12 protein-coding genes, 1 tRNA gene and 1 other RNA gene are annotated in these 14,122 nt (G+C 64.8%); 6 read left to right on the top strand and 8 right to left on the bottom strand.

Going from position 1 to position 14,122, the window contains the following annotated elements; translation table 11 throughout:
- Positions 1-179: 179 nt before the first annotated feature.
- Both RH857_RS08840 and gabT read right to left on the bottom strand, forming a co-directional pair.
- The gene (locus tag RH857_RS08840) at positions 180-1,568 is read right to left on the bottom strand and encodes an NAD-dependent succinate-semialdehyde dehydrogenase (RefSeq protein ID WP_310537613.1); all 1,389 of its coding nucleotides are present in this window, start codon (positions 1,566-1,568) and stop codon (positions 180-182) included.
- A 46-nt stretch (positions 1,569-1,614) separates the two neighbouring features.
- Entirely contained in the window at positions 1,615-2,952 is a 1,338-nt protein-coding gene (gene gabT, locus RH857_RS08835) for a 4-aminobutyrate--2-oxoglutarate transaminase (protein WP_310537612.1), read from the bottom strand.
- A 118-nt stretch (positions 2,953-3,070) separates the two neighbouring features.
- Here gabT and RH857_RS08830 point away from each other — a divergent pair, with 118 nt between their 5' ends.
- Complete coding sequence (locus RH857_RS08830; RefSeq protein WP_310537611.1) at positions 3,071-4,015, top strand: LysR family transcriptional regulator; 945 nt, start codon at positions 3,071-3,073, stop codon at positions 4,013-4,015.
- Here RH857_RS08830 and RH857_RS08825 read toward each other — a convergent pair.
- The gene (locus tag RH857_RS08825; protein WP_310537610.1) at positions 3,975-5,687 is read right to left on the bottom strand and encodes a 5-oxoprolinase subunit B/C family protein; all 1,713 of its coding nucleotides are present in this window, start codon (positions 5,685-5,687) and stop codon (positions 3,975-3,977) included. The two genes, RH857_RS08830 and RH857_RS08825, sit on opposite strands and share 41 nt — an antisense overlap.
- A 41-nt stretch (positions 5,688-5,728) precedes the next feature.
- On the opposite strand from RH857_RS08825, the gene RH857_RS08820 reads away from it, so the two are divergent.
- The 3 genes from RH857_RS08820 (at position 5,729) to RH857_RS08810 (ending at position 9,457) form a co-directional block, all read left to right on the top strand.
- Complete coding sequence (locus RH857_RS08820; RefSeq protein ID WP_310537609.1) at positions 5,729-7,024, top strand: MFS transporter; 1,296 nt, start codon at positions 5,729-5,731, stop codon at positions 7,022-7,024.
- A 102-nt stretch (positions 7,025-7,126) separates the two neighbouring features.
- The gene (locus RH857_RS08815; protein ID WP_310537608.1) at positions 7,127-8,656 is read left to right on the top strand and encodes a helix-turn-helix domain-containing protein; all 1,530 of its coding nucleotides are present in this window, start codon (positions 7,127-7,129) and stop codon (positions 8,654-8,656) included.
- Positions 8,657-8,701: 45 nt separating this feature from the next.
- Positions 8,702-9,457: a LamB/YcsF family protein gene (locus RH857_RS08810; RefSeq protein WP_310537607.1), complete on the top strand. Its 756-nt coding sequence runs from the start codon at positions 8,702-8,704 to the stop codon at positions 9,455-9,457.
- Between the two features lie 127 nt (positions 9,458-9,584).
- On the opposite strand, the gene RH857_RS08805 is transcribed toward RH857_RS08810, so the two are convergent.
- Complete coding sequence (locus tag RH857_RS08805) at positions 9,585-10,151, bottom strand: hypothetical protein (protein ID WP_310537606.1); 567 nt, start codon at positions 10,149-10,151, stop codon at positions 9,585-9,587.
- A 45-nt stretch (positions 10,152-10,196) separates the two neighbouring features.
- Complete coding sequence (aceA, locus tag RH857_RS08800) at positions 10,197-11,546, bottom strand: isocitrate lyase (protein ID WP_310537605.1); 1,350 nt, start codon at positions 11,544-11,546, stop codon at positions 10,197-10,199.
- Positions 11,547-11,845: 299 nt separating this feature from the next.
- Here aceA and RH857_RS08795 point away from each other — a divergent pair, with 299 nt between their 5' ends.
- A complete protein-coding gene (locus tag RH857_RS08795; RefSeq protein WP_310537604.1) occupies positions 11,846-12,232 on the top strand; it encodes a hypothetical protein in 387 nt (128 codons plus the stop codon).
- Positions 12,233-12,259: 27 nt separating this feature from the next.
- On the opposite strand, the gene RH857_RS08790 is transcribed toward RH857_RS08795, so the two are convergent.
- The 3 genes from RH857_RS08790 to ffs all read right to left on the bottom strand — a co-directional run bounded on the left by RH857_RS08790 (position 12,260) and on the right by ffs (position 13,788).
- Positions 12,260-12,919 carry a thermonuclease family protein gene (locus tag RH857_RS08790; RefSeq protein WP_310537603.1) on the bottom strand — a complete coding sequence of 220 codons (660 nt, stop codon included), beginning with the start codon at positions 12,917-12,919 and terminating at the stop codon, positions 12,260-12,262.
- A 69-nt stretch (positions 12,920-12,988) separates the two neighbouring features.
- On the bottom strand, positions 12,989-13,606 hold the full coding sequence (locus tag RH857_RS08785) for a hypothetical protein (protein ID WP_310537602.1): 618 nt from the start codon (positions 13,604-13,606) through the stop codon (positions 12,989-12,991).
- Between the two features lie 85 nt (positions 13,607-13,691).
- An RNA gene (ffs, locus tag RH857_RS08780) (signal recognition particle sRNA small type) lies at positions 13,692-13,788 on the bottom strand.
- Between the two features lie 142 nt (positions 13,789-13,930).
- On the opposite strand from ffs, the gene RH857_RS08775 reads away from it, so the two are divergent.
- Positions 13,931-14,018, top strand: a tRNA-Ser gene (locus RH857_RS08775).
- Positions 14,019-14,122: the final 104 nt, after the last annotated feature.

Here is a 14,122-nt window from a genome sequence, read left to right as displayed (position 1 = left end):
GCGGGCACTCCTCCGAATACCATGCCGGTCCTCGAGGATGCCAGACAGCATTCCTTATGGCGAATAGAGCTGAGCAAAGGTGCGAGTCCGAGGAAGAACTGTGCAACCTTGCGTCGGTATTCGGGCGCGCCGGGGCGCATCCTTTGAGGTCGTTCTGCGCCACCGTCCCTAGCTTCCCCTCAACTGCTCCAGTCCACACTGAGGTACTGGACCTCAGTGAACTCCTCGATGCCGAAAGCCCCACCTTCACGTCCGATTCCGGACTGCTTCACTCCACCGAAGGGAGCCGCGGGGTCCGAGACGATCCCCCGGTTGATCCCCACCATCCCAGCTTCCAGACGCTCACCAAGCCGCATGGCACCGCGCAGGTCCCCGGCATAAACGTAGGAAGCCAGCCCCACCTCGGCAGCGTTGGCCATCCGGAGCATCGCCTCCTCGTCGGTGTAGCTGACAATGGGAGCGACAGGCCCGAAGATCTCCTGTGTGAGGATGTCCGCGTCCTGGGGCACACCACTGAGCAACACCGGAGTCACGAAGGTCTCCTGCGCCTCAGCCGGCAGCTGGGCCTGGTGCCTGATCTGTGCGCCCTGTTCCACGGCCTGCTCCACGAGGGCACGGATGCCCGCCGCGGCCTTAGCAGTAATGACCGGTCCGATGTCGGCGCCCTGAGAGGGGTCCCCCACCCGTAGGGCTTCGATGCGTGCACCAAATTTTGCGGTGAACTCCTCCACCACGTCAGCGTGGACGTAGAACCGGTTGGCTGCTGTGCAGGCCTGGCCGCCGTTGCGGAACTTGGCGAGCATCGCGCCCTCCACCGCAGCGTCGATCTCGGCGTCCTCGGTGACAATGAACGGCGCGTTGCCGCCCAGCTCCATGGACGTGTTTACCACCCGGTCTGCACACTGGGCTAGTAGCCGCCGGCCGACCGGGGTAGACCCGGTGAAAGAGAGCTTCCGGACCCGGGAGTCCGCCAGCCAGGCACTGACCACCCCGGCAGCATCCGTGGTCGGGGCTACCTGCACCGTCCCTTCAGGCACACCGGACTCCAGGAGGATATCGGCGATAGCCAGCGCCGTCAGCGGAGTCTCGGCCGCGGGCTTAAGCAGCACTGCACATCCGGCAGCCAACGCAGGTCCGATCTTTCGGGTAGCCATGGCGGCGGGGAAGTTCCAGGGAGTGATCAGCACCGCCACCCCCACTGGCTGGCGGATCACTACATTGCGGACGCCGCCGGCGGGAGCCTCTCCGAACTGGCTGGGCGCTCGCACCGCCTCCTCGGCGTACCAGCGGAAGAACTCGGAGGCATATTTCACCTCAGCCGCGGCATCAACCTGGGACTTCCCGTTCTCAGCCACGATGAGCTCCGCTAGGCGGTCGGCCTGATCCATCATGCCCTGGTAGGCGCGCATCAGCACATCAGCCCGATGACGCGGAGAAGTCTGCCGCCATGCGGAGAAGGCGGCGTGAGCCTGATACACCTGAGCGGCGGCGTCGCCGGGGGTGACGCCAATCAGCGTCTCAAGCGTGGCGCCGGTGGCGGGATTGGTGACGGTGAAGCTCTGGGACACTGGGGGTCTTTCCGTACGTGGGGGTGTAAGGGCAGGGGCAGCCAGATCAGGCTGCAGTGAGGGCTTCGAGGAGCACTCCGAGGCCCTCGGTGAGGAGGTCATCGCTGATAGTCAGGGGTGGCAGCAGTCGAATCACGTTGCCGTACGTCCCACACGTCAGGGTGACCACTCCCGCGCGGTGCGCTGCCGAGGCAACCGCCTTGGTCAGCTCAGCATTGGGGGCTGCGGTCTCCGGATCCACCAGTTCAAAAGCGAGCATCGCCCCGCGCCCTCGGATATCCCCAATACGGGGGTCCTTCTGCTGCGTCTGCCGCAGCTGAGCCAGGGCGAGCTCCTCCACACGGCGGGCACGCTGCGCCAACTGCTGTTCTTCCATCGTTTCGATCGCGGCCAGAGCCGCAGCACAGGCCACGGGGTTGCCGCCGTAGGTGCCGCCGAGCCCTGAGGGGTGGGCGGCGTCCATGATCTCTGCCGTGCCGGTAACCGCAGAGAGCGGCATACCACCAGCAATCCCCTTAGCGGTCGTGATCAGGTCCGGCTGCACGTCTTCATGCTGGGAAGCAAACCAGCTGCCGGTGCGCGCAAAGCCTGTCTGGATTTCATCCGCGATGAACACCACACCGTTCGCACGGCACCATTGAGCGATGGCGGGCAGAAACCCGTCAGCGGGAACGATGAAGCCGCCTTCTCCCTGGATGGGTTCGATGATGACGGCCGCAAGGCTCTGGGCCCCGATCTGCTTCTCCAGCTGGTCAATGGCCCGCTCCGCGGCAGCAGCACCTGTGAGTCCGTCACGGTAGGGGTAGGATCCCGGCACACGGTAGATCTCCGGGGCAAAGGGACCGAAGCTGTGCTTATACGGCATGGACTTTGCCGTCAGCGCCATGGTGAGGGTCGTTCGGCCGTGGTAGGCATGGTCGAAGGCTGCTACCGCGGGCCGCCCCGTGTATGCGCGCGCAATCTTGACCGCGTTCTCTACGGCTTCAGCCCCGGAATTGAACAGGGCAGTACGAGCTTCCCCCGGCACGGGGGCCAGCTCATTGAGCTTTTCGGCCACTTCAACGTAAGCCTCGTAGGGGGTCGACATGAAGCACGTGTGTGTGAACTCAGCGACCTGCCGCTGGACGGCCTCGACAACTTTGGGGGAGGTAGCGCCCACATTGGTGACCGCGATGCCTGCCGCGAGGTCAATCAGCCGATTGCCGTCAACATCTTCGATGATCCCGTCCTGGGCCCGTACCGCGTAGGTGGGCATGACCGAGGAGACACCCTTGGCCACGGCGGCGTTGCGACGCTGCGCCAACTCACGAGCCTTCGGGCCCGGCAGTTCGGTCACCAGGTGCCGGGACTGCTCGATCGTAGCGTGAACGGGTGCATCTGCCATGGGGGCTCCTTGAAGGTCGACGACGTCACGAGGACCCCTCGATCTTCCCGCCCCATTTCCATGCTGTCTAATGCCTAATCTTCATTAATTGCATGTCTATGGGGCATAGAATGATCCGATGGAACATCGCCTGCTGACCTACTTCGTAGCGGTGGTCGAAGAGGGGACAGTGTCCGCGGCCGCAACTCACCTGCACATCACTCAGCCAGCATTGTCCCGCCAAATCAAGAAACTCGAAGCTGAGTTGGGCTTGCGGCTCTTCCAACGATCGGGAGTCCGTCTGGTCCTCACCTCGGAAGGGCGGGAGTTTCTCACGGTGGCCAAACAGATCGTCCAGGCTCACGCCCAGGCGGAGAAGATCGCTGAGTCTTTGGCAGCAGGTGCCATGCGCAGCATTGCTATCGCTGCGCCCCGCACCACGCTGATCGATGTGGTCGCGCCCTTCGTCGCTACCTTCACACCGGAGGATCCCGCGCCCTATGTCTCCGAGGTTGTGGCTGATGCTCGCCAGGAGACCATCACCGCTGACTATGACCTGGTGGTGGCTCCCCAGCCGCCAGGAGACCGAGTCGCGTCACGCCCACTAGCTGCCCTGCCAGTGTGGGCCTACGTCCCCGAAAGCCACAGGTGGGCGGGGCAGGAATCAGTGGACATCGCGGAGCTCTGTGAGGAACAGCTCATCGTGGTACCGCAGGAGTTTAAGTCGCGCCAGATTATCGAGTCTGCCCTCCACCTCGCTGACCTCGCGCCACGCGGCAGGGTCGAGGTGAGTCACGGGCGGCTGGCGCAGGCTCTCGCCGCGGCCGGCCGCGGGGCCGCCGTAGTCACCGACGATCCCTACTTTCAGCTGCGCCCTGTCAAGATCAGGGTCAACGGCGCGCCCTTGCGCGCTCATCTCCACGCCGCGTGGCGACCGGAACACCACGGTGCCGCCAGCATTAGTCGACTGGCCCAGCGACTCGAGGCATTCTGCACCGCGCGCTATGGCCACACCCTGAATAAAGTTCGCAGCGGTCAAGGGGCTAGCTCACGGGCAGCAGCGTCTCCGGGTCCACGGCGGTGAAGCGGATCTCCGTGCCGGGAGGAAGCTGGGCCGCCAGCGGGAGGTCCTCTCGAACCGCCACACCGATGACGGGATAGCCTCCCGTGACGGGATGGTCGGCCAGAAACAGCACCGGCTCTCCAGAGGGCGGCACTTGAAGTGCGCCATCTACCACGGGCTCACTGGGCAGTTCCCCGTCGCGGGTGCGCGCGAGCTTTTGGCCATCTCCCTCCAACCGCAACCCCACGCGGTTGGACTTCTGGGAGACCCGCCAGGGAATGGTCTGCAGAGCGTGGAGCCCCGGGTTACTGCCCCGCGGTCCCGCGAACCAGTCCTCACGCGGTCCGGGCACGAAGCGCAGCACCGTCGGTCCCTCGGCAGCGGGCAGGCGGCTGCGCGAGACGTCGGCGATGCCCACAAAACGGGAGGCTGCGCCGTTGAGACCGAAGCGCTGTCCCGCGTCGACAGGCGCCGGCCCGAGGCCAGAGAGCACGTCGGTAGAGGCGCTGCCCAGCACACGTTCACGCGCCACTCCCCCAGAGACCGCAATGTAGTTGCGGATGCCGCGGGCGGGTGCCGCCAGTCGCAGCCGCTCGCCCGGGAACAGCCAGAATGGCGCCCGCATGGTCACCTCACGAGTGGAAACCTCAGGTGCCTGCGGTTCACCGGAGGCCCCGGTTCCGGAGACCGCCATATTGGAGCGCTGCGTATCGGCCGGAGTCTCAACCGTCAGCTCAGTCTCCGCGCCGGTCACGGCCAGCACCGTAGTCTGATGCGCCTTGAGCACCAGCCCGCCGTAGAGCACCTCGAATCCGGCAGCATCCTCCTCATTGCCCACCAGCTGATTGGCCTGACGCAGCGATGCCGGGTCCGCAGCACCCGAGCGGGGGACGCCCAGATCGCTCAGACCAGGTCGGCCCAAATCCTGAATAAGCGTCTGCGGTCCCGGGGACACCACCTCCACTACGGTGTCCGTCGGCGCCGGAGACGGCGTCGGACTCGCCGCCGGGGACGAGACCACGATCTTCTCAGACCGCTGCCGGTACCGGACGGTGTCACCGGGGCGAATCAGAGCTGGGGTGCTGCGCCTGACGTCCCACAGGGGCGCGTCGGTGGTGCCGATCAGCTGCCATCCGCCGGGAGACTCCCTCGGATAGATCCCGGAGAACTCTCCGGCGAGTGCCACCGCCCCCGCCGGCACGTAGGTGCGCGGACTTGAGTGCCGCGCGACAGTGAAGCTCCCGCGCTCGGATTTCCTGCCGCGCCGGCGTCGTCCGCTCTCTCCGCGCACCAGCTCCTCCGGCACGCAGTAGGTGAAGCCCGGGGCGAATCCTCCGAAGGCCCCCACCCAGGTGGTCGAGGTGTGCCAGTCCACGAGCGCCTGTGGGCTCATGCCCAAGTCCTCCGCGAGGGAGTCCAGGTCCTCACCGTCATAGTGGACGTCCAGGGTCAGCTCGCGGGCTGCCGGATACTCGGCCGCCTTGGCTTTGATGCGCTTGACCTGGCGCGCCGCAGCGACCGCATCCTGACGGCGTCGGAAGTCCAAGAGCACGGTCCGAGCCGCTGCGGTGGCCTCGCGCTGTCCAGCCAGAGGTTCGGCGGTGAGGTGGGCGTGGAAACGCATCACCTCGGCCAGGCTGTCAAACTCCAGCAGGAGGGCGCGTTGGCCCGCCCAGTGCACAGCACTGACCATTGACGTCCTTCGCTTCCAGAATCGCGTGCAAGAATCTTTCTGTGGCTCAGGATACTTCCCCGAATGATCAAGGTGCAGAAGAGTCCCGCCGCGGTTCCCACAAGGAGAAGCTCTTCACGAGGGACTTTCTGTTCGCCACCCTCATCAACCTGATGATGACCACAGGGTTTTTCACCCTGGTCACCGGCATGGCCGTCTACGCCGCCAGTGAGTTCGGTGCCGGGGAGACGGCGGCAGGCTTCGCTGCCAGTGCGTTTGTGGTGGGCGCTCTCTTCGCTCGTATCTTCGCCGGCAAGTGGGTCAACACCCTTGGCCGCCGAGGCACACTGATCCTGTGCATGCTCCTCTACACGCTGGCGTCCCTGGCCTATATCTGGGTCAACAGCTTCGAGCTGCTCATCGCCCTGCGGTTCCTGCACGGCATCGGGCTGGGGTTCGGCCAGACCGCGCTGACCGCGGCGGTCTTCGACATCATTCCCAAGTCCCGACGCGGCGAGGGCTCCGGATACTATCTGCTGGCCAATGCTCTGCCCCCGGCACTCGGCCCCCTGCTGGCTATTCAGCTCAGCGAGGCCTACGGCTTCGAAACCATGTTCGTTGCCGTCACGGCGATGTCCGGCGCCGCGCTTCTCTTCGCGGTCTTCATGCGAGTCCCCGAGGTCAAGCCCGTGGGCGCCTCCATGCGGCAACGACTGATGCTGCGGCCCCGGGACATTATTGAGCCGCGAGCCTTCAGCATCGCTCTGGTGGCTATGTTCGTGGGCATCGTCTTCGCCTCGGTGATGACATTCCTCAACGGCTACGCCCGCAGTCTGGGCATGCTCGATGCCGCCAGCATCTACTTCCTGGTCTATTCCGTCTGCATGCTGGCCACCCGCCTGGTCACCGGACGCATCCAAGATCGCTTCGGTGACAACTGGGTGCTCTACCCGGCGATCACCGTGTTCATCGGTTCTATGGGACTGCTGGCCTGGGCGCCGGGACAGTGGGCGATCATCGCCTCTGGGGCTTTGGCCGGGGCCGGCTTCGGATCCATGCTTCCGGCTCTGCAGGCGGCCATCGCCAATCGCCTGCCAACGCCGCGCATCAGTATCGGCATCTCCACGAACTTCATCATGATGGACATCGGCTTCGGGTTCGCCCCGCTGTTCCTGGGTCCCTTGGTGGAAGCCGGCGGCTATCAGGTCATGTACACCGGATGCACCATCATGGTGGTCCTCACGCTTCTGATCTACTGGTGGGTCCACGGCCGTCACGATGTTCGCCAGGGCGTGCCGCGCCGGGGGCCCAAGAAGGGCCAAGAACCTCCGCGCACCGGAACTATGCCTACAGTCTGACCCGTCAGCGGACCTCGCGAGGGTGGGCTGGTGAGCTGTACCCGGTGATACCTAGGCAGGTGCATATGACCTAGGCCACTGCCCTGTCATAAACTGGAGAGCATGCGCGCATCGCGTGAGGTCCTGACACCGACGTCGGCCGGAGCACCAGCCCCGGGCGGCGCGCATCTTCGCGCTGTTGACCACGACGACGACGGCGTGGACCTCATTGCTCTGGGACGCCGAGTGCGCCACCTCCGCAAGCAGCAGGGGATGACGCTGGACGATCTGGCCGAACGCTTGGAGACCGCCCCGTCGCAGCTCTCACTGCTGGAGAATGGCAAGCGTGAGCCCAAACTCTCGCAGCTGAATCAGTTGGCGCGAGTCTTCGGAGTGACGCTGGATGACCTCTTTGGCGCAGAACCGCCCTCCAAACGAGCCGCCCTCGAGATTGAGATCGAAAAGGCCCAGCGTGGTCCTCTGTATGCGGCACTGGGCCTGCCCACCGTCCGGCTCTCCAACCGACTTCCTATGGACGTCCTGGAGTCGCTGGTCTCCCTCCAGCGGGAACTGAAGCGGCGCTTGGAGCAGCAGGCCGCGACCCCTGAGGAAGCACGGCGGGCCAATACGGAACTGCGCGAGGAGATGAGAGCGCGCAACAACTACTATCCCGAGATCGAAGCGGAAGCCCAGAAGCTGCTCGACGCCGTGGGGCACACCTCGGGGCCGCTGAGCCATCACGTGGCTGCCGATATTGCCGAGCATCTGGGCTTCTCACTGCGCTTCGTACCGAACCTCCCCAATTCCACCCGTTCGGTGACCGATCAGAAGAACAAGATCATCTACCTCACTCAGGGGCGGTCGCGGGACTGGGACGCCAGGTCGGTGCTGCTGCAGGCTCTGGGGCATCACGTCCTGGGCCATACCGAGCCCGAGGACTATTCAGAGTTCCTGCGCCAGCGGGTCTACACCAACTACTTTGCCGCTAGCCTGCTCATGCCCGAGCGCACCACCGTGGAGTTCCTCCGCCAGGCCAAGAACGCCAAGGAACTGGCGATCGAGGACCTGCGGGATGCGTTCGCCGTCTCCTACGAGTCGGCGGCCCACCGCTTCACCAACTTCGCCACCGAGCACCTGGGTATCACCTGCCACTTCCAGAAGGTCCACGAGTCCGGGATCATTCACAAGGCCTACGAGAACGATGGTGTGAAGTTCCCTGCCGACCATTCCGGGGCCATCGAGGGGCAGACCATCTGCCGTCAGTGGACTTCCCGACAGGTTTTCGACGTGGAGGACAAGTTCCGTTCATTCCACCAGTACACCGACACCTCTGCCGGCACGTTCTGGTGCACCGCCCGCACCGAGGCCCATTCCTCCGGCATCTACTCGCTGTCGATCGGGGTGCCCTTCGAGCACGTGAAGTGGTTCCGCGGCCGGGACACGCCCGCTCGCTCAAAGTCTCGCTGCCCCGATGACCCGACCTGCTGCCGGCAGCCTCCGGCCGAACTTGCCGATGTCTGGGAGGGCCAGGCCTGGCCGGCTGCCCGCGCCAACACCCACCTGCTCGCGGCCATGCCGCAAGGTGCCTTTCCCGGGGTTGATCCCACCGAGGTCTACCAGTTCCTGCAGCATCACGCACCGCGGAACGCCTGAAGCGCTGCTCTCCTGGGGCGCTGGCGCGCGTGAGACACTGACCACATGCCTGCTATCGACCTCAACAGCGACGTCGGCGAGTCTTTCGGGACCTGGCGCCTCGGTGATGGCGAGATGCTGGACATTGTCTCCAGTGTGAATATTGCCTGCGGCTTCCACGCCGGTGATCCGTTAACCATCCGCTCAACGGTGGTGGGTGCCGCAGCCCGCGGCCTGAGCGTCGGCGCACATATCGGCTACCGGGATCTCGCCGGGTTCGGCCGGCGGTTTATCGACTATGCTCCGGATGAGCTTGCCGCCGAGGTGGTCTATCAGGTGGGCGCACTCGAGGGCCTGGCTCGCCTTGCCGGCACGAGCGTCCGGTACGTCAAACCTCATGGGGCCCTCTACCACGCCATGGCCGCCGATCGGACACAGGCCAAGGTGGTCGTGGATGCGCTCGCTGAGTACAACCCCGCACTGCCGCTCCTGCTGCTGCCCGGCGGAGTGGCTTTCGACTATGCGCGCGAACAGGGCCTGCGAGCAGTAGGTGAAGCGTTTGCGGACCGTTCCTACAACCCGGACGGCACGCTGGTCTCCCGCCGTGAGCCCGGTGCGGTGCTGCACGAGAGCTCGGAGGTGGTCGACAATATGCTCCGCCTGGCCCAGGAAGGCGTCATCATTGCCCGGGACGGGTCCCGCCTGGAGATGGAGGCTGAGTCCATCTGTACTCACGGTGATACCCCGGGGGCCGTAGCGATGGCGCGTGCGGTGCGTGGGGCTCTGGAATCTGCCGGAGTGCAGATCCGCAGTTTCGCTTAGCACCGCGTGGTTGAGGTACCGCTTCAGGATACGAAGAAGGCATAAAAGAAACTGTCGCCCGGGGGGACCTCGAAAACCCCCGGGCGACAGTCGTTGGTGGGCCGGCCGGCCCTAGCGGGTAAGTCCGCTAGGCGGCGGCAACCGGCTTGCGCTCCGCGAGCACTGCTCCGGCCTCGGGGTCACGGTCCCCGAAATGGATGGCGCGGATCGTGCCCTCAGGCAGTCCGAGCAGTTGCTCGGAGCGGACGAAGACGTCCTGCCAGAGCTGCAGCTCCTCTTCAGACTCCAGGCCCAGCAGGGACACGAACGGAGCGCGCCCCTCGCCCAGGAGCCGGAGGCCGTTGCGGTGAACGTGGAGACCGAAGTCCACCAGTCCGGCCGACAGCGGCGATCCGTCGAAGAGAATGCGGGACTCGCGCCGCGCCAGGCCGCGCGGGGTGATGAAGGTGCACGGCGGCTCCTTCAGGTGCTTGTCCAGCAGTTTCTGCCAGGACTCAGCGAACGCCTCCGATTCTCCTTCGGCCTGATCGCTGGCCTCGCCCGCGGCGTCGAGCTCGGCTACACGAGGGCCGAATTCGCGGTGCAGGGCCGCCAGAAAACCGAGCGCATCTGCGGTGAAGAGCTCATTCTGACGTGCTGCGCGCGGGGCAGCGAGAGTGATTCCATTGATCGTGATCGAGCTGGGGGTGTTCATGGTGCTGACTCCTTTGTCAACGCATTAGCCGGTGGGTGGCTGGGCTCAGTGGAACTGGCCCTCTTCAGTCGAGCCCTTCAGTGCAACGGTGGAGGACTCCGGGTTCAGGGTGGTGGAGATAGCGTCGAAGTAGCCGGTGCCGACTTCGCGCTGGTGGCGGGTGGAGGTGTAACCATCTGCCTCGGCGGCAAACTCAGCTTCCTGCAGCTCCACGTAGGCCTTCATCTGCTCCTCCTTGTAGCCCTTGGCCAGGTTGAAGGCGGAGTAGTTCAGGGAGTGGAAGCCCGCCAGAGTGATGAACTGGAAGGTGAAGCCCATCTTGCCCAGCTCGTTCTGGAACTTGGCGATGGTCTCGTCGTCGAGGTGCTTCTTCCAGTTGAAGGACGGTGAGCAGTTGTAAGCCAGCATCTGGTCGGGGAACTCAGACTTCACGGCCTCGGCGAACTGGCGTGCCACCTCGAGGTCGGGGGTTCCGGTCTCCATCCAGATCAGGTCGGAGTAGGGAGCATAGGCCTTGGCACGCTCGATGCAGGGCTCGATGCCGTTGCGCACCTTGTAGAAGCCTTCCGCGGTGCGCTCTCCGGTGATGAAGGGCTGGTCGCGCTCGTCCACATCGGAGGTGATCAGCGTGGCAGCCTCAGCGTCGGTGCGGGCAATGATCAGGCTGGAGACGTTGTGCACGTCAGCGGCCAGTCGAGCGGCCTGCAGGGTGCGGATGTGCTGACTGGTGGGAACCAGCACCTTGCCTCCCAGGTGACCGCACTTCTTCTCGGAGGCCAGCTGGTCCTCCCAGTGCACACCTGCAGCACCGGCACCGATCATCTGCTTCATGAGCTCGTAGGCGTTCAGCGGGCCGCCGAAGCCGGCCTCCGCGTCCGCCACGATCGGCACCAGATAGTCCTCAACGGTCTTGATGCCCTCGAGGTACTCGATCTGGTCAGCACGCAGCAGCGCATTGTTGATGCGGCGCACCACATTGGGCACCGAGTTGGCCGGGTACAGGGACTGGTCCGGGTAGGTGTGGCCGGAGAGGTTGGCGTCACCGGCCACCTGCCAGCCGGAGAGGTAGATGGCACGCAGGCCGCCCTTGACGTAGTTCACGGCCTGGTTGCCGGAGAGAGCGCCGAGGGAGTTCGTGTACTTGCCCGCAGCATGCTCCTCGGTCAGCTGCTTCCACAGCTTCTCGGCGCCGCGCTTGGCCAGGGTGTGCTCCTCCTGGACGGTACCCTGGAGCTTCACGACCTCCTCTGCGGAGTAGTCGCGGGTGATGTGCTGCCACCGCGGGTTGGAGTCCCAGTCCTTCTGCAGGTCCTGGACCTTCTGCTCGAAAGCATCGCGGCTCTCCGGCTGTAGAGTTCCGTTCTTCTCTGCGGAGTTGGTCAGCGTCTCAGTCATGTGAATCTCCTTTGATTCGACGTCCACATCGTTGGGGCTCTTCCAGTTTTGGCCCTTTGCAACCCCCTTCGCCACCCGAATCGAAGGAAAGATCTGCATTTCTTCGGGAATTCGAAGAAGTTGAGAAACACGTCACATCACGTGACGCATGACACAGCAAGGGCTGCTCCCATCCTTCGGAAGAAAGAACAGGAACACCTCATTCGCGACGACGACGCCCCGCCCCTTTCTTCTACGCCCTGTAGAAGTAAACTGGAGCGAAGAAAGTCTGCCTCAACCGCACAACACAAGGAGCACCCATGGCCCGTGACTACTCCGCTAGCCCCATGCCCCGTCTGACCTTCATCACCGGCGGCCTGCTCGTGGTGGTGGGCGTCATTGCCTACATCGTCACCGAGTTCTCCTCCTGGACCGCCCTGATTCCCGCCATTGTGGGGGCAGTGCTGCTTCTCAGCGGCGCCATCGCCCTGAAGAGCCTCATGGCTGGCATCCACATTGCCCTGCTGGTCGCACTCCTGGGCGCCATCGCCCAGCTGCATCCCATCTTCGGCAACCTGGTCGGCGACGGTGACAACACCGCAGCCGGTGTCACCGCCCTGATCACCTTCCTGGTGCTGGTGGTCTACCTCATCCTGGGCGTACGCAGCTTCCTGGCCGCGCGCCGCTGGAAGAAGGCCAACGCCTAGGGCAGATCAGACGCCTATCACCGGGAATCAGCCCACCGGCTGGCCCGGCTCACAGTGGAGGCCGTCGGCGAAGAGACCTACGCCGGCGGCCTCTGCTTGTGCCCACGCCTCCTCAATCTGAGGCAGAAAGCGGTCATTGGGCGCAAAGTAGGCCGGTTCGCCATACCCCTCACGGGCCATCTGTTCGTTGAGGAAGACGTCGTCGAGGTAAACGGCAGCCAGCAGCCGGTCGTACCGGTCTCGACGCTCCTCATCGAACTCAAGACGGAGCTCATCCCCGGGTGAGATCAGCTCCTCCATGCGCTCCGTGGACTCGGGCCCCAGGCACTCCACTGGCTGCTGAGGGTGCACCGACTCGGGGGTGTCAATATTGAGCAGACGGACCCGCTCCTCCGTACCCTCAACGTCCACCACCAGGGTGTCGCCGTCGACGACTCGTACGAGCTCGGCCGTCTGGCCGTCCGCGTAATCCTGCGGGTCCGGGTCGGCCTGCTGCCACCAGCTGATGATTGCCGCGGCCACGATTCCCAGGATCACCAGCCCCAGCCACGCCAGGATGCCCTGACCTCCGGTGCCGCTGCGCCGCGGCGACCGCCCTCGCGCAGCGCGCTGATTCCGGCGGATACCCCGCCGAGCCGCACGGTTCACATGACGCGTCAGGTGACGCTGAAAGCGCTCGTTGGACATAGCGACCAGGGTATAAGTCGCCTAGGAGGCGAGCAGCGCAGCCTTCGGGACCCTCCTGGGTGCCGTCGATCAGGACGCAGGCTTGGCCGCTTCCTTCACCTTCTGACGCTCCTCATAGACGTTCATCTGGTGCGTCAGCCACCAGCCCAGGGCCGCCGAGGAGTACCCCATGACCACACGGGGGAAGGGAACGTGATAGCGCCGCAGCGCACGGTCGACTTTCTCGTCCACCCAGAATCCCCCGGCGAAGGTCGCCCCCACCAGGGTTCCGAGGAAGGCGCCGGGAACCGCCCCGATGACGCCCCGCTTCCATCGCGCCACCTCATGCTGACTCTGCTCCTCTCCTCCAGCGTCTCCGCCGGTCGGCGGCTCAGGGGATGCCTGGGGGCCAGAGGGCTCCGCCTCCGCCGGCTCTGCCGAGGACGCGTCCTGGGGATCTGCGTACCGCTCCCCCAGCTTCCGCAGGAGCTCGGGATTGGACGCGAGGTAGCCCAGCCCCAACGCGCCTGCGACAGGCGGTCCCCACACGAGGGTGCGGCGGAGCCAGCGGGGGTATTTTCGGGCGGGGATCAGGGCCAGCGCTCCGTTCAGCGCACCCTGAGCCCAAGGATCCCGCCAGAAGTCGTAGCGACCAGCACGGCCCGCAGTGTCTTGGTTCTGAGTGCTGTCATGATTCTGAGTGCTCATGGCATCTCAGCGTAAAGAAGGGCGATAGCGCGCGCATCAGCCCTGGGACGGATACGCACTGCAGCCTCAGAGGCGTGTCACGGCATAAAAGAGCCCCACGCGCACCTGCCAGAGCCCACCTACCCTTGCTACCTTCCGGTCCTGGGGGAGTTCAGCAGGATGACACCACGCGTGGGGCCGGAGTCCATGGTATCCCGAGGCGCGCCACGTTGGCGAACCGGGAGGGCACACCCGTCGATTGGCGCAAACACCTCAGCATCGGCTAGGCTATAGTCTGCTCTTGCGCATGAAGGATGAGCATTCATCCCGCGCTGGAGTCACCAAGGTGACGTGTCCGAGCGGCCGAAGGAGCAACGCTGGAATCGTTGTGTACGGCAACCCCGTACCGTGGGTTCAAATCCCACCGTCACCGCGGATGAAGGAAAGGCTTCCACTCCCTGAGTCATCAGGGAGTGGAAGCCGGGTTATAGGCCATAAATGTGTTGCTGGTCCGGGCGTGTCCAGGGGATTCAGAAG

This window comes from Nesterenkonia flava (assembly GCF_031432335.1).
GTDB classification, from domain to species: domain Bacteria; phylum Actinomycetota; class Actinomycetes; order Actinomycetales; family Micrococcaceae; genus Nesterenkonia; species Nesterenkonia flava.
The sequence above is the reverse complement of the archived record's forward strand: the minus strand, read 5'-3'. Positions and strand labels throughout refer to the sequence as shown.